At 67.6% G+C, this 14169-nt stretch carries 15 protein-coding genes and 1 riboswitch; of the genes, 12 read left to right on the forward strand and 3 right to left on the reverse strand.

The features are described 5' to 3' along the window. Window positions 1-108: 108 nt before the first annotated feature. From fliS to BHE01S_RS26530, 4 genes are all read left to right on the forward strand, one after another. Window positions 109-555, forward strand: coding sequence for a flagellar export chaperone FliS (gene fliS, locus BHE01S_RS26515; RefSeq protein ID WP_042269060.1), 447 nt, complete (start codon window positions 109-111; stop codon window positions 553-555). After that, a complete protein-coding gene (locus tag BHE01S_RS26520; protein ID WP_042269062.1) occupies window positions 552-884 on the forward strand; it encodes a flagellar protein FliT in 333 nt (110 codons plus the stop codon). The genes fliS and BHE01S_RS26520 overlap by 4 nt, the downstream gene beginning before the upstream one ends. Before the next feature lie 84 nt (window positions 885-968). Further along, entirely contained in the window at window positions 969-2501 is a 1533-nt protein-coding gene (fliK, locus tag BHE01S_RS26525; protein WP_042269064.1) for a flagellar hook-length control protein FliK, read from the forward strand. After that, window positions 2501-2902, forward strand: coding sequence for an EscU/YscU/HrcU family type III secretion system export apparatus switch protein (locus BHE01S_RS26530; protein WP_084069251.1), 402 nt, complete (start codon window positions 2501-2503; stop codon window positions 2900-2902). The genes fliK and BHE01S_RS26530 overlap by 1 nt, the downstream gene beginning before the upstream one ends. On the opposite strand, the gene BHE01S_RS26535 is transcribed toward BHE01S_RS26530, so the two are convergent. Then, entirely contained in the window at window positions 2880-4331 is a 1452-nt protein-coding gene (locus BHE01S_RS26535; protein WP_084069253.1) for a coniferyl aldehyde dehydrogenase, read from the reverse strand. The genes BHE01S_RS26530 and BHE01S_RS26535 overlap by 23 nt on opposite strands. Before the next feature lie 84 nt (window positions 4332-4415). Between BHE01S_RS26535 and BHE01S_RS37135 the strand changes: the two genes are divergently transcribed. Beyond that, entirely contained in the window at window positions 4416-4637 is a 222-nt protein-coding gene (locus BHE01S_RS37135; RefSeq protein ID WP_322787335.1) for a hypothetical protein, read from the forward strand. A gap of 65 nt (window positions 4638-4702) precedes the next feature. Next, window positions 4703-4933, forward strand: coding sequence for a hypothetical protein (locus BHE01S_RS26540; protein ID WP_322787336.1), 231 nt, complete (start codon window positions 4703-4705; stop codon window positions 4931-4933). A gap of 140 nt (window positions 4934-5073) precedes the next feature. Here BHE01S_RS26540 and BHE01S_RS26545 read toward each other — a convergent pair whose 3' ends face one another. Next, window positions 5074-6810: an isovaleryl-CoA dehydrogenase gene (locus BHE01S_RS26545; RefSeq protein ID WP_042269066.1), complete on the reverse strand. Its 1737-nt coding sequence runs from the start codon at window positions 6808-6810 to the stop codon at window positions 5074-5076. A 179-nt stretch (window positions 6811-6989) separates the two neighbouring features. On the opposite strand from BHE01S_RS26545, the gene BHE01S_RS26550 reads away from it, so the two are divergent. Then, window positions 6990-8618 (forward strand): GMC family oxidoreductase, encoded by a 1629-nt coding sequence (locus BHE01S_RS26550; protein WP_042269068.1) that lies wholly within the window; start codon window positions 6990-6992, stop codon window positions 8616-8618. A 43-nt stretch (window positions 8619-8661) separates the two neighbouring features. Here BHE01S_RS26550 and BHE01S_RS26555 read toward each other — a convergent pair whose 3' ends face one another. Next, window positions 8662-9609: a LysR family transcriptional regulator gene (locus BHE01S_RS26555; protein WP_042269070.1), complete on the reverse strand. Its 948-nt coding sequence runs from the start codon at window positions 9607-9609 to the stop codon at window positions 8662-8664. 154 nt (window positions 9610-9763) lie between these two features. On the opposite strand from BHE01S_RS26555, the gene BHE01S_RS26560 reads away from it, so the two are divergent. The 5 genes from BHE01S_RS26560 (at window position 9764) to metF (ending at window position 14045) form a co-directional block, all read left to right on the forward strand. Beyond that, a complete protein-coding gene (locus BHE01S_RS26560; RefSeq protein WP_042269072.1) occupies window positions 9764-10252 on the forward strand; it encodes a CidA/LrgA family protein in 489 nt (162 codons plus the stop codon). 38 nt (window positions 10253-10290) lie between these two features. Next, window positions 10291-11013, forward strand: coding sequence for an LrgB family protein (locus BHE01S_RS26565; protein WP_042269074.1), 723 nt, complete (start codon window positions 10291-10293; stop codon window positions 11011-11013). A gap of 120 nt (window positions 11014-11133) precedes the next feature. Continuing rightward, window positions 11134-11241, forward strand: a riboswitch (S-adenosyl-L-homocysteine riboswitch). A 33-nt stretch (window positions 11242-11274) separates the two neighbouring features. Then, complete coding sequence (gene ahcY, locus BHE01S_RS26570; protein ID WP_042269076.1) at window positions 11275-12693, forward strand: adenosylhomocysteinase; 1419 nt, start codon at window positions 11275-11277, stop codon at window positions 12691-12693. Window positions 12694-12808: 115 nt separating this feature from the next. After that, entirely contained in the window at window positions 12809-13162 is a 354-nt protein-coding gene (locus BHE01S_RS26575) for a phage holin family protein (RefSeq protein ID WP_028203399.1), read from the forward strand. A 52-nt stretch (window positions 13163-13214) separates the two neighbouring features. Beyond that, a complete protein-coding gene (gene metF, locus BHE01S_RS26580) occupies window positions 13215-14045 on the forward strand; it encodes a methylenetetrahydrofolate reductase [NAD(P)H] (protein ID WP_042269078.1) in 831 nt (276 codons plus the stop codon). Window positions 14046-14169 lie beyond the last annotated feature (124 nt).

Below are 14169 nucleotides of genomic sequence, written 5' to 3' on the forward strand. Positions count from 1 at the left end.
GCTTCTTCCCCTACGTTCCGATAACCCGGCTAGAAGAGTCCGCCGCTCGTGCTTCGCGCAGGCGCCGGACGACCGCATTCAAGCCAAACGTATCAAGGAGAAGCGCCGATGTTTTCCCCAGCCCAATCTGGAGCTAACGCCTACGCACGTGTGGGCGTCGAAACGGGGGTCATGGGTGCGAGCCCGCACAAGCTGATCGTGCTCCTGTACCAGGGGGCGCGCCAGGCCATCGCGCAGGCACGTATGCATTTGCAGGCCGGCAACGTCGGCCCGCGTTGCGAGGCGATCGCCAAGGCGATCCGGATTGTCGAGAGCGGACTTCAGCTCGCGTTGAACGTCGAGGCGGGCGGCGAGATCGCCCAACGCCTGAATGCGCTGTACAGCTACATGACGAAGCGCCTGCTGGAAGCCAATATTAAACAGAGCGAGACCATGCTGGTCGAGGTCGATGGACTGCTGGCTACGCTCGAAGAAGCCTGGTTGGGGATAGCGCCGGAAGTGGCGAGGATGGCCGAACAGGCGTCCGCGTCAGCGCCCGGCTCATTGATGAGATGAGTTCAAAAGCAGACTACTTCGCCCGCTACGAAGCGATAGCGGCCGTGTCGGAGCAGATGCTCCATGCGGCGCGCGATGCGCACTGGAACGATCTGATCGGCTTGCAGGAGGAGTACCGGATCCTCGTCGATGCCTTGAAGGACGCCGAAGCCGCGGTGCGGCTCACGGTTTCCGAGCGGGCGCGCAAGTACGAGCTGATCCGCCAGATCCTCGCCGACGACGCCGCCATTCGCGATCTCGCAAGCCCTTGCATGGCGCGGCTTTCGGCGCTCTTTTACGGCACCGTGCAGCCCGCGCGGGTCTTGCAGGAAATCTACGGAGCCCGCTAGCGCGGCGCATGACGCCTCGCGAGGCAACGGCGCGCAACGCCCCATGAACCGGCGGGTCAGCGCCTTGCGCAGATCCGGAACACCATGAACGGAATCGACACCGGAGCCGCCGCGCTCCTCGCGAGCCGCATCGCGGCGCTCACGCCGGTCGGGCCGCAGAGCGCCTCCGGCGCGGCGCAAACGGGCGTCTCGGCGCTCGCAACGGGCACCGCCGCGCTCGCCGACACCGCCGCCAACACCAGCACGACGCAGGACTCCACGCAGACCGTGCTTTCGGCCGTTGCGCTCGCGCTCGACGCCATCATCCGCTCGGGCGGCGAAGCGACACCCGCCGTGGTGGGCCGCGCGCCGCTCTGGGCCAGCCCCGATGCGGACGCTGCGCCTGGCGGCGCGGCCACGTTGCCGCTGCCGGGTCTCGCCGGCGAGGCGCAGGCGGCGCAAGCTGCGTTGCTGGCGGACGTGGCGCTCGCGGCCCAGGGTCTGGCCGGCGAGGCGCTGGCCGGGGCGGCCGACGCCGGGACCGGCGCTTCCGCGCAAGCGTCATCCACGCAAAACCCGCAAGCCGGACAAACGGCTCAGGCCGCACAAGCTGCGCAAACCGCCGCCGCACAGGCCGGCCCGGTCGCCGCGCTCGCTGCGTCGCTCGCGCAGACGGTGAGCACGAGCGGGCTCTTCTACGAAGCCCACCTCGCGCAATGGTTGCGCGGCCTGCTCTCGCCCGCCGAACTTGCCGACGAACCGCAGAACCGTCTGCTCGGCGCTCACTCGCAATTGCCGCTCGACTGGAGCCCGGCCGACGACGTCGACGACGTGCAGTGGATCGAAACGTTCTCCGACGCGCCGGGCGCCGCGCGCGGCGAAGCGGGCAATGCCCGCAACACGGCAAACGCGATCAATGCCGCGCTGGCGCGCGCCTTCTCCGGGCTCGCGGATCTGCACGACGAAGCGGCCGCGAGCCAGGCCGAGGCGCGCGCGACGCTTGCCGACACCCTGTTGCCCGCCATGCACGAGGCTGCCGCGCAGGCCGCCGGCCCGACGGTCCATCCGGCCGTGATCCCGCTCGTGCGCCAGCAGCTCGATCTGCTCGCGACCGGCGAGTTTCGCTGGAATGGCGAGGCCTGGCCGGGCGTGCGGGTGGACTGGAGCATCCAGCAAGACGACTACGATGCCCGCGACCCGCACCCGGGCGCAGGCGGGGCAGACGCCGACGACATTCCATGGCGCACGCGGCTCACGCTGGCGCTGCCGAAGCTCGGCACCGTCGATGCGGAACTCACGCTGACGGGCTCGACGCTCGCCGTGCGCGTGCAGGCGAACGCGGGCGGCGCCGCGCGCCTCACGGCGCAAAGCGAGTCGCTGCGCGGGCGGCTCGAAGCGCTCGGGCTCACGCTCGCGGGGCTCTCGATCCGCGAGATCGGCAGCGGCGCCGCGGCGAGCCCCGCCGAGGCGGCAAGGGCCGCGAACGCCGCGAGTGCCTACGCCGCCCAAACCACATCCGCCGCGGCCACGGCGCAGAACACGCAGGCTGGCGCCGCGGCGGATGCACCCGCTGCACGAGCGGGCGCCGACGCGGCCGATCCGCGCAACCGCCGCCTCGACCACGATTGGGAGTTGTGATGAGCCGCACGCACCGCAAGAGCGCCGCCGCGCTCGCCTACGACGCCCCCGAAGGCGACGGCGCGCCGCGCGTGGTCGCGAAGGGCTACGGCCTTGTCGCGGAAATGATCGTGCAACGTGCGAAGGAAGCGGGCCTCTACGTGCACGAAGCGCCCGAGATGGTCTCGCTGCTCATGCGCGTGGACCTCGACGCGAAGATCCCGCCGCAGCTCTATCAGGCGGTGGCCGAACTGCTTGCCTGGCTGCACCGCCTTGAAGCGGGCGACGACGCGAAGGCCAACGCTGCCGCGCAGGCGCAAACCGCCACGCCGGCCGCGACCGCACCACGCGATATCAGCGACGTTCGCAGGATCGGCGGCACGCGCCCCGCGCTGCCCTTCAACCCTTCAACATCAACCTGATCAGCCAGGCGACGCGCTTGCCGTAGGGCGGCGCGATGAGTCCGCGCGCGTTCAGCCGCGCCTGGGTGAAGACGGGCTTCATCTGCGAGAACGTGACGAAGCCCTCGTAGCCGTGATACGCGCCCATGCCGCTCGGCCCGACGCCGCCGAACGGCAGTCCCTCGGCGGCGACATGCATGAGCGTCTCGTTCACCGACATCCCGCCCGCCACCGTTTCGCGCGTCACGCGCGCGACCGTGCGCGGGTCGTCGGCATAGAGGTAGAGCGAGAGCGGGCGAGGGCGCTCGTTCACGTAGCGCAACGCTTCGTCGAGCGTGTCGTAGGGCACGAGCGGCAAGAGCGGCCCGAAGATTTCCTCCTGCATGAGCGCCGTCCGTGCGCCGGCGTTCGTCACGATGACGGGCGCGAAGCGCCGCGTGGCGGCGTCGTGCGTGCCGAGCGCGTGCAACTGCGCGCCGCTTGCCTGCGCTTCGTCGGCGAGGCGTTGCAGGCGCTCGAAGTGGCGCGCCGAGATGATCGACGTGTAGTCGCGGTTGTTCGCGAAGTCCGGATAAAGCTGGGCGAAGCGCGTGCGCGCGCGGGCGATGAACGCCGCCTCCTGCCCGCGCGGCAGCAGCACGTAGTCGGGTGCGATACAGGTTTGCCCGGCGTTCAGCGTCTTGCCGAGCAGCAGGCTGTCCACGGCGTAATTCAGGCGCGCCGCTTCGCCGATGATCACGGGCGACTTGCCGCCCAGTTCGAGCGTGACCGGCGTGAGGTTCGCAGCAGCCGCGCGCATGACCTCGTGCCCCACGCGCGTCGAGCCCGTGAAGAGCAGATGGTCGAACGGCAGCGCGCTGAAGGCGGCGCCAACCGACGCGTCGCCGTTCACGACCGCCACGTGGTCGCGCGCGAAGGTCTTGCCGATCAGCGCCTCGAAGAGCGCGGACGTGCGCGGCGTCAGCTCCGACATCTTGATCATGGCGCGGTTGCCCGCCGCGAGCGCGCACACGAGCGGGCTCGCGGCAAGCTGCAGCGGATAGTTCCACGGCACGACGATCCCCGCCACGCCGAGCGGCTGCGGCACGAGCTTCGCGCGCCCGGGCAGCAGCCATTTGCCGACCGGCCTGCGGCGCGGCTTCATCCAGCGTGCGCCGTGCCTGAGCGCCGCATCGATCTCCTGCTTGAGGACGACGAATTCCGCGAGCGCGACCTCCGCCTTCGCGCGCTGGCCGAAGTCGGCGTTCATCGCGTCGGCGAGCGCGTCGCGGTGCGAGAACAGCACCTCGCGCAGCGCCTTGAGATGGCGCGCACGCGCGTCCCAGGACGGGAACGGGTCGCGCAGGAACGCTTCGCGCTGCGCGGCGAGCAGCGTGTCGAGCGCGTCGCGCGGGTCTGCGGGCGCGTCGTGCGCACTGCGGGCGAAGTCTTCGGGCAGGTCCTGCTTCATGGTCGGTCCTCGTAGGTCTACCGGAAATTGTTAAATCGCGAATATTCCGGGAGTGATCAATACCGAAATAGGGGTGGCTGTACGATGATTCCTTCAAACAGTCCGATCCCTGCCGGAAAGTACTGGATCGTGGATCGCGTCACAGGCGGCTTCGGGTCTCGCGCATGGGCCTCCATAAAGCACACGGTTAATTCAGCGATTGGAAGTCCAGTTGATCACGCTTGGCTGCATTACTCTGCCGAGCCGCGTCGATTTCCTGCGTATCCGCTCGGCGCTGCTGGGAACCGGGAAGATTGCGGCCGGTAAGCCGGGGATCAATGCTTATGGATCGATCGAGGTCGTCACATATCGGAATACTTGTCCGTAGGCTGTTGAAGGTCGCGCTGTTTGTCGGCCTGTTCTGCCTGGCAGTGCCCTATATCCACACATACCCGATACCCATGCCAGCCAATCAGGCGCGCGCATGGTTGCACGCCGCCAACTGGCTCGGCGTTCGTGACCCGGATGACCTGTACATCCCGATCATCCTGCTGGCCGATCTGATTGTGGCAACGCTTGCCTACTTCATGATCATGAAGCTATGGCGGTACTTTCGAAGTTAGCCTGAGTACCACCCGCTCGCTGGGTGCCGGCAAACCGGGACCCGACCCCGCGAAGCACCGTTGGTCTTCAGTCGGCAATACGCAGCCACTGTAGAACTTTATTTTTGCTTGGCACGGATCACGCTGGGATCACGCTTCGATCACGCCTGGCTCGACGCAAACGCCCGCTCGATGATCGCGGCATGGTCGAAGCGCGCCGGCAGCGTACCGAATACGCGGTCGCAGTCGGCGTCGTGCTCGTCGAGGCGCGTGGCGATGAACGCTTGCGCCATCTCGGGCGGTCCGTCGCGCAGCAGCATGGCCTGGGCGATCAGCACGATCTGCTGCGCGATGCGCCGCGCGCTCGCCTCGCGCGTGCCCGGCGCGCCGTTGAGCAGCACCGAAAGGCGGTCGAGCGCGGCGTTCAGAACCGGGTGAGTCTGCGCGTCGCGGCGCCACGCGAGAAAGAGCACCTGGGCGGCGTCGGCCTCGCGTTCGAGCGCACGCAGCACGTCGAGGCACATCACGTTGCCCGACCCCTCCCAGATCGAGTTGACGGGCGCTTCGCGGTAAAAGCGCGCCATCGGCCCCTCTTCGACGTAGCCGTTGCCGCCCCAGACTTCCATGGCCTCGCCCGTGAACGCGAGCGCGCGCTTGCAGACCCAGAACTTCGCCGCGGGCGTGACGATGCGCCGCCAGGCGCGCGCTTCGAGCGACTTGTCGTCGGTGTCGGCGGGTTTCGTCTCGGCGCTGTCTTCGAAGGCGCGCGCAAGACGCATGAAGAGCGCCGTTGCCGCTTCCGATTCGAGCGCGAGATCGGCGAGCACGTTTTGCATGAGCGGCTGCTCGGCGAGCACGCGGCCGAACGCGCTGCGGTGGCGCGCGTGGTGAATCGCCTGCACGAGCGCCGCGCGCATCAGCGCCGCGCTGCCGATCACGCAGTCGAGCCGCGTGTAGTTCGCCATCTCGATGATGGTCGGCACGCCGCGGCCTTCGTCGCCGATCATCACGCCGTAGGCATCGAAAAACTCCACTTCGCTGCTCGCGTTCGAGCGGTTGCCGAGCTTGTTCTTCAGGCGCTGCACATTGATCGCGTTTTTCGTGCCGTCTGGCCGGTAGCGCGGCACGAGGAAGCAGGAGAGGCCGGGGGCGCCCGAGCCGTCGTGCTCCGTGGTGCGCGCGAGCACGAGATGCGCGTCGCACTGCGGCGCCGAGAAAAACCACTTGTGGCCGGTGAGCAGATACGCCGCGCCGCGTCCGGTTTCGGCACCCGCCGCTCGCGCCTCGGTGCGGTTGCTGCGCACGTCCGAGCCGCCTTGCTTCTCCGTCATGCCCATGCCGATCATCATCGAGCGCTTCTGCGCGAGCGGCAGGTCGCGCGCGTCGTGCTCGCGCGTGTAGAGCGGCGCACGCAGCGTTTCGAACAGCGCCGGCTCGCGCTGCAGCACGGCAATGCTCGCGAACGTCATGGTCAGCGGGCATAACGACCCCGATTCGATCTGCGCGTGCAGGAAGTAGCCCGCGCAGCGCGCGGCCATCGCACCCGGTCGCGGGTCCGAATACGGCAGCGCATGCAGCCCCTGTTCGCGCAGCAGCGCGAGCAACTCGTGCCAGGCGGGGTGGAATTCGATCGCGTCGATCCGCTCGCCGCGCGGGCTGTGCGTGTGCAGTTCGGGCTCGTGGCGGTTGGCGAGCTCCGCGAGCGCGAGCGTTTGCGCCTTGCCGAGCGTCTCGCCGTGGCGCGCGAGCGTTTCGCGGTGCCAGTCCGCGCCCGCGCGCGCGAGGGCCTCGCCGAGCGCGGCGTCGGTGGTGAAGAGGTTGTAGTCGGCGAGCGGCGGCGCCTGGTTCGTCACTTCGTGGGTCGTGCCGGGGCGATGCGTGACTTCCGTCGGGTTCATCTGCTTGTCTCCGATGCAAGGCTGAACCGCCTTCCATCATAGGCTTCGATCCGCCGTCAGTTTTAGAGTGGATGCTCTGACATAAAAGCTGACCTCGGAATCAGACGCTTCCTACAATGCGCCATTGAAGCCGAAAACGAACGAACGTGCAAATAGCGCGCACTGGACAGGCGGAGACGATGCAATACGACTACATCATCGTAGGCGGCGGCTCGGGCGGCGCGTCGCTGGCGGGGCGCCTCGCCGAGCGCTGCCCGCAGGCGAGCATCGCGCTCGTCGAGGCCGGACCGCACACGGCGCGCAATCCGTTCGTCAACATGCCGCTCGGCGTCGCCGCGCTCGTCCCGTTTCGAACGAAAAACAACTACGCCTATGAAACCGTGCCGCAGCCTGGACTCGCCGGACGGCGCGGTTACCAGCCACGCGGCCGCGGCTTCGGCGGCTCGAGCATCATCAACGCGATGATCTACACGCGCGGCCATCCGCTCGACTACGACGAGTGGGCGCAGCTTGGCTGCACGGGCTGGGCGTGGCGCGACGTGCTGCCGTACTTTCTGCGCGCCGAGGACAACGAGCGCGGCGCGAGCGCGTGGCATGGCGCGGGCGGTCCGCTAGGCGTGGCCGACCTGCGCGAGCGCAATCCGGTGGCTGCGCGCTTCGTCGAGGCCGCGCGCGAGGCGGGCTTTCGCCTGAACGACGACTTCAACGGCGAGGAACAGGAGGGCGTCGGCTTCTATCAGGTGACGCAGCGCGGCGGCGAACGCTGCACAGTGGCGCGCGCGTATCTGTATGGGCGCGAGCGGCCAAACCTGCATCTGATCGCCGACGCGACGGTCCTGCGCGTGAGCTTCGACGGCGCGCGCGCGAGCGGCGTGGAGCTTGCGCGCGGCGGCGCGATCGAGAAGCTGCACGCGCGCGCCGAGGTGATCCTCGCCGCGGGCGCGTTCAACTCGCCGCAGTTGCTGATGTGCTCGGGCATCGGCCCCGCCGACGAACTGCGTGCGCTCGGCATCGCGGTGCGCCACGATGCGCCCGAAGTCGGCCGCAACCTGATCGACCATATCGATTTCACCTTCAACAAGCGCGTGCATTCGAGTGACACCGTGGGCTACTCGCTGCGCGGCGTGGCGCGCATGACCGCAGGGCTCGTGCGTTATCTGCGCGGGCGGCGCGGCATGCTCACGACCAACGTGGCGGAAGCAGGCGGCTTCCTGAAGAGCCGCCCCGAACTCGACCGGCCCGACCTGCAGCTGCACTTCTGCACGGCGCTCGTCGACGATCATAGCCGCCGCCTGCATTGGGGCCACGGCTATTCGCTGCACGTGTGCGTACTGCGCCCGGCGAGCCGCGGCACGCTCACGCTCGCGAGCGCCGACGCGCGCGTGGCGCCCGTGATCGACCCGCGCTTTCTGTCCGATCCGCGCGACCTCGACGCGCTAGCGCAGGGCGCGCGCCTCGCGCGGCGCATCCTCGACGCGAGCGCACTGGCGCGGCTGGGCGGCCGCGAACTCTACACGCACGGCGAGCAGAGCGACGCGCAGTTGCGAGAGACGATCGCCCGCCACGCCGACACGATCTACCACCCCGTCGCGACCTGCCGCATGGGCGGCGACGCGCGTTCCGTCGTCGACCCGCAGTTGCGCGTGCGCGGCGTGACGGGGCTGCGCATCGCCGATGCCTCGGTCATGCCGACGCTCATCGGCGGCAACACGAATGCGCCGAGCGTGATGATCGGCGAGCGGGCGGCCGACTTCATCGCTCAAGCGCGATACGAACGCGATCCGGCGCCTCAGCGCGTCGACGCCTGACGATTCGTTTTCCCTGTTGCGCGGCCTTTGCTCATCGCGGGCTTCAGCCTGGCTTGCCCGGCTGCTTTTCCATCCCCGGCGGATGCACGAAGTCGTCGAGAAACGTGAAGGGCTTGCCGTACTCGGCGCGCGCGACGTCGAGCCAGGCGCGTGCCGCATGCGAGAGATAGCCGCTGCGCTTCCAGCCGATCGCCATGTCCCAGGTGATTTGCGGCTCGCTCACGGGCAAGCAGGTGAAGCGCCCGGCGTCGAGCCGGCGCACGTACGGCGCGGGCAGCAGCGCGATGCCCACGCCCGCGAGCACGAGCGCCGCCATCAGGTCCCAGTGGCCGCTGCGCCCCACGATCTGCGGCACGAAGCCGGCCGTGCGGCACGCGCCCAGCACCACGTCGTTGAGCGCCAGGCTTTCGCCGTAGAACACGAACGGCTCGCCGGCCAGCTCCGCGAGCGGCACGGCGAGCTTGTTGTCCCAGCGCGAGCCGCGCCGCGCGACGAGCCACAGCAGCTCGTGCGAGATCGGCAGGACGTCGATGAGCGCGGGATCGACGGGCAGCAGCACGCCGCCCAGTTCCAGCTCGCCCGAGATCAGCGCGGCTTCGATGGCGCGCGAGCCCTGCTCGAAAAGCTTCAGCTCGATCTTCGGATAGCGCTGGCGGAAGGTGGCGATGGCGGGCGTGAAGAGCGAGCCGCCCATCGGTGGAATGCCGATAGTGAGTTCGCCGCGCCCGAGCGTGCCGAGATCGGCGAGTTCGGCCTGCAGCTGCGCCTGTGCGGCGAGCACGTCCTGGCCGCGCTGGTAGACGATGCGGCCGGCGTCGGTGAGCACCATCTGACGCGCGTCGCGCAGCAGGAGCTGAGTGCCGGTCTCGTCTTCGAGCGCCTTCACCATCTTGCTGATGGTCGGCTGCGTGACATGCAGTTTTTCGGCCGCGGCGGTGAAGCTCTGTTGCCGCACCACCTCGATGAAATAGCGAAGCGCGCGCAGTTCCACGTTCGGGACTCCACAAATGGGCAGGAAACACGCTCAGCCGGGCGCCGAGTTGGTGCATTCCAATATGGAATGTAGCGGATGATTCCAAGTCATTATACTTATAATTGGCTGAACCCTATACTGACTTCCATTCCAGTGTCACTTAGGGTTTGCCATGACTGCACCGATCACGACCGCGAAGGTTTCTGAAAGCGCTGAGCGCAACGTCGGCGGCATGGCGAGCCTCGGGCGCCGGATCGGCCGCATTGCCGTGCAAGCGGCGCTGCTCGCGGGCGTCTGGTACGCCGCCGACGCCCTCACGCGCTTCACGCACCTGCCGGTGCCGGGCGGCGTGGTGGGCCTCGTGCTGCTGCTCGCGCTGCTCTTTTGCGGCGGCGTCACGCCGCGCTGGGTGAAGGCGGGCGCCGACTGGCTGCTCTCCGACATGCTGCTGTTCTTCATCCCGGCCGCCGTCGCCGCCGTGAAATACGGCGGCCTCTTTCGCGCCGACGGCTGGCGTCTCGCGCTCGTCGTGGTCGGCGGCACGCTGATGGTGATGGTGGCGGTGGCGTTCGCGGTCGAACAGGCCGCGAAGCTCGAGAGGCGCCTCGCGCTGCGCCGCGTGCGCGATTCGCGGCACGCGCGCCATCTGGTGCGGGCTTGAGGCCGCGACGTCCTGAATAGAGCGAGGGTGATGGCGCCATGAACACGTTTTATTCGTCCCTGTTCGCCGACGACGCGGCGCGGCTCATCGCCGCCGGCTGTTTCATCCTCACCGTGGCGCTCTATTTCGCCTCGAAGGCGCTCTATGCGCGCTTTCGCTCGCCGTGGCTCACGCCGCTCGTCGCGGTGCCCGCGGTGCTCGGCGTATTCGTGCTGGTGCTCCATATTCCGTACCCCGTGTACTTCCAGGACACGCGCTGGCTCATGTGGCTGCTCGGCCCGGCCACCGTGGCCTTCGCGGTGCCGATCTACGAGTACCGCGAGCTGCTCAGGCGCCACTGGATCTCGCTCACCGTGGGCGTGAGCGTCGGCATCATTGTGGCGGTGGGCGGCTCGCTCGCGCTGGCCAAGCTCCTGCATCTTTCGCCCGATCTGCAGCGCAGCCTGATGACGCGCTCGATCTCCACGCCGTTCGCGCTCGCGGTGTCGGACAAGATCCATGCGCCGCGCGACCTCACCGCGCTGTTCGTGATCGCCACGGGCGTGTGCGGCATGCTGTTCGGCGAACTGGTGCTCGGCTTGGTGCCGCTGCGCACGCGGCTGGCGCGCGGTGCGCTCTTTGGCGCGGCGGCGCACGGCGTCGGCACGGCGAAGGCTCGGGAGCTCGGCAGCGAAGAAGGCGTGGTGGCGAGCCTCACGATGATGATCGCGGGCGTGGTGATGGTGCTGCTCGCGCCGGCGCTCGGGTTTCTGCCGGTTTGAAGTCCGGCGGGCGCGTTCGCACCCGCTTTATCGCCTACGCGCATGTCGCCCACGCGCATGTCGCCTGCGCACATGTCGCCCACGCGCGGACGCCATCCCGATTTGCTACAATCTCGGCTCGCTTTCGAGGAGCGTTGCGACGGGTTTTCCGTAACCCGCCAGGCTCGAAAGTGCTTCAATCCGGTTGAATCCACTGAATCGACCGCACTGAAACGGCGCTCACGTCTTTAATTTCTAGTCACTTTTAGAAAGGAGGGCGTGATGAACGCCGCAGTTCCGCAAGATCAAGCCAAAGATTTCGTCGTCGCCGATATGTCGCTCGCCGGCTGGGGCCGCAAGGAGCTCGACATCGCCGAGACCGAAATGCCCGGCCTCGTGCAGATTCGCGAAGAGTACAAGGCGCAGCAGCCGCTCAAGGGCGCGCGCGTTGCCGGTTCGCTGCACATGACGATCCAGACGGGCGTGCTGATCGAGACCCTGAAGGCGCTCGGCGCCGACGTGCGCTGGGCCTCGTGCAACATCTTCTCGACCCAGGACCACGCCGCCGCCGCGATCGCGCAGGGCGGCACGCCGGTGTTCGCGTTCAAGGGCGAGTCGCTCGACGAGTACTGGGAATTCTCGCATCGCATCTTCGAATGGCCGAACGGCGAGTTCGCCAACATGATCCTCGACGACGGCGGCGACGCCACGCTCCTGCTAATCCTCGGCTCGAAGGCCGAAAAGGACCGCTCGGTCATCGCCAGGCCGACCAACGAAGAAGAAGTCGCGCTGTACAAGTCGATCGAAAAGCATCTCGAGATCGACCCGACGTGGTACTCGAAGCGCCTGGCGCACATCCAGGGCGTGACCGAAGAAACCACGACCGGCGTGCACCGCCTGTACCAGATGGAAAAGGACGGCCGCCTGCCGTTCCCGGCCATCAACGTCAACGACTCGGTCACGAAGTCGAAGTTCGACAACCTGTACGGCTGCCGCGAGTCGCTCGTGGACGGCATCAAGCGCGCAACCGACGTGATGATCGCGGGCAAGATCGCCGTGGTCGCCGGTTACGGCGACGTGGGCAAGGGCTGCGCGCAATCGCTGCGCGGCCTCGGCGCCACGGTGTGGGTCACGGAAATCGATCCGATCTGCGCGCTGCAGGCCGCGATGGAAGGCTACCGCGTCGTGACGATGGAATACGCTGCCGACAAGGCCGACATCTTCGTGACGGCCACGGGCAACTACCACGTGATCGGCCATGACCACATGAAGGCAATGCGCCACAACGCGATCGTCTGCAACATCGGCCACTTCGACTCGGAAATCGACGTCGCGTCCACGCGCCAGTACCAGTGGGACAACATCAAGCCGCAGGTCGACCACATCATTTTCCCGGACGGCAAGCGCGTGATCCTGCTGGCCGAAGGCCGCCTCGTGAACCTGGGCTGCGCCACGGGCCACCCGTCGTTCGTGATGTCGAACTCGTTCACGAACCAGACGCTCGCGCAGATCGAACTGTTCACGCAGGGCAAGAAGTACGAGAACAAGGTGTACGTGCTGCCGAAGCACCTGGACGAAAAGGTCGCGCGTCTGCACCTCGCGCGCATCGGCGCGAACCTGACCGTGCTGTCGGACGACCAGGCTTCGTACATCGGCGTCGACAAGAACGGTCCATTCAAGCCGAATCACTACCGTTACTAATTGACACAGCGCGGATGCTGACCCCCATCCCCGCACACGCAACGCGTGGGGACCGCGGGCGGCATCCGCCGCCGGCACCTGGCGACACAAAAGCAAAGACGCAAAAGGAGTCCTTATGACCGTGCTGCTGACCTGGCTGATCAACGCGCTCGCGCTCCTGATCATCACGTGGCTCGTTCCGTCGATCCATATTCGCAGTTTCGGCACCGCGCTCATCGTCGCGATCGTGCTCGGCCTCATCAACGCCGTGCTGCGGCCGCTGCTGATCGTGCTCACGCTGCCCGTGACCATTCTCACGCTCGGCCTCTTCATCCTCGTGGTGAATGCGCTGTGCTTCTGGCTGGCGGCGTCGCTCCTCAAGGGCTTCGAGGTGTCGGGCTTCTGGTCGGCATTTTTCGGCTCGATCCTGTACAGCATCGTGTCGTGGCTGCTTTCGGCGCTGATTTTCGGCAACCGCAGCCTCGGCTGATGCGGGTCCGGGCCGCTCACGTTCGCAGCCCGGCCTCACTGGCCTCATCAACATGAAACCGATCGAACTCTCATTCGAATTCTTCCCGCCGAAGACGCCGGACGGCGTGGAGAAGCTGCGCGCCACGCGCGCCCAGCTCGCCACGCTCAAGCCGAAGTTCGTCTCGGTGACGTTCGGCGCGGGCGGCTCGACGCAACAGGGCACGCTCGACACCGTCGTCGATATTGCGAAGGAAGGCATCGAGGCGGCGCCGCACCTGTCGTGCATCGGCTCTTCGAAAGAGGACCTGCGCGCGATTCTCGGCGAGTACCGCTCGCACGGCATCCGCCACATCGTGGCGCTGCGCGGCGACTTGCCCTCGGGCATGGGCGCGGTGGGCGAATTGCGCTACGCCTCGGAACTCGTCGCCTTCATCCGCGAGGAAACCGGCGACGCGTTCCATATCGAAGTGGCCGCGTATCCCGAGTACCACCCGCAGGCGCGTTCGCCGCGCCACGACCTCGAAGCGTTCGCGCAAAAGGTGAAAGCGGGCGCCAACTCGGCGATCACGCAGTACTTCTTCAACGCGGATGCGTATTTCCGCTTTGTCGACGACGCGAAGAAGCTGGGCGTGGAGATCCCCATCGTGCCCGGCATCATGCCGATCACGAACTATTCGCAGCTCATGCGTTTTTCGGAAATGTGCGGCGCCGAAGTGCCGCGCTGGGTCGCGAAGCGGCTGGAAAGCTTCGGCGACGATCGCGAGTCGATTCGCGCGTTCGGGCTCGACGTGGTGACCGACCTGTGCCGCCGCCTCGTCGAGGCGGGCGTGCCGGGCATTCACTTCTACACGCTCAACGCGGCGCCGGCCACCAAGGCCGTTTGCGAGCGGCTCGGGTTCTAGGGCGAGGGCGCTCGCTCCCGGCCCCGCAAGCGGCGACCAACCGCGCGGCTCCCGGACTCCCGGGCCGCGCGGTTTTCTTTTGGGTAGCGTGATCCGGACGATTGCGGGTGACGAGTCTCAGGCG

The organism is Paraburkholderia heleia NBRC 101817 (assembly GCF_000739775.1).
GTDB lineage: Bacteria > Pseudomonadota > Gammaproteobacteria > Burkholderiales > Burkholderiaceae > Paraburkholderia > Paraburkholderia heleia.

What these genes read in the sequence shown, in the direction of transcription:
- fliS (WP_042269060.1), top strand. Translation starts at nt 109, where the DNA reads ATGTTTTCCCCAGCCCAATCTGGAGCTAACGCCTACGCACGTGTGGGC.
- BHE01S_RS26520 (WP_042269062.1), top strand. Translation starts at nt 552, where the DNA reads ATGAGTTCAAAAGCAGACTACTTCGCCCGCTACGAAGCGATAGCGGCC.
- fliK (WP_042269064.1), top strand. Translation starts at nt 969, where the DNA reads ATGAACGGAATCGACACCGGAGCCGCCGCGCTCCTCGCGAGCCGCATC.
- BHE01S_RS26530 (WP_084069251.1), top strand. Translation starts at nt 2,501, where the DNA reads ATGAGCCGCACGCACCGCAAGAGCGCCGCCGCGCTCGCCTACGACGCC.
- BHE01S_RS26535 (WP_084069253.1), bottom strand. Translation starts at nt 4,331, where the DNA reads ATGAAGCAGGACCTGCCCGAAGACTTCGCCCGCAGTGCGCACGACGCG.
- BHE01S_RS37135 (WP_322787335.1), top strand. Translation starts at nt 4,416, where the DNA reads ATGATTCCTTCAAACAGTCCGATCCCTGCCGGAAAGTACTGGATCGTG.
- BHE01S_RS26545 (WP_042269066.1), bottom strand. Translation starts at nt 6,810, where the DNA reads ATGAACCCGACGGAAGTCACGCATCGCCCCGGCACGACCCACGAAGTG.
- BHE01S_RS26550 (WP_042269068.1), top strand. Translation starts at nt 6,990, where the DNA reads ATGCAATACGACTACATCATCGTAGGCGGCGGCTCGGGCGGCGCGTCG.
- BHE01S_RS26560 (WP_042269072.1), top strand. Translation starts at nt 9,764, where the DNA reads ATGACTGCACCGATCACGACCGCGAAGGTTTCTGAAAGCGCTGAGCGC.
- BHE01S_RS26565 (WP_042269074.1), top strand. Translation starts at nt 10,291, where the DNA reads ATGAACACGTTTTATTCGTCCCTGTTCGCCGACGACGCGGCGCGGCTC.
- ahcY (WP_042269076.1), top strand. Translation starts at nt 11,275, where the DNA reads ATGAACGCCGCAGTTCCGCAAGATCAAGCCAAAGATTTCGTCGTCGCC.
- BHE01S_RS26575 (WP_028203399.1), top strand. Translation starts at nt 12,809, where the DNA reads ATGACCGTGCTGCTGACCTGGCTGATCAACGCGCTCGCGCTCCTGATC.
- metF (WP_042269078.1), top strand. Translation starts at nt 13,215, where the DNA reads ATGAAACCGATCGAACTCTCATTCGAATTCTTCCCGCCGAAGACGCCG.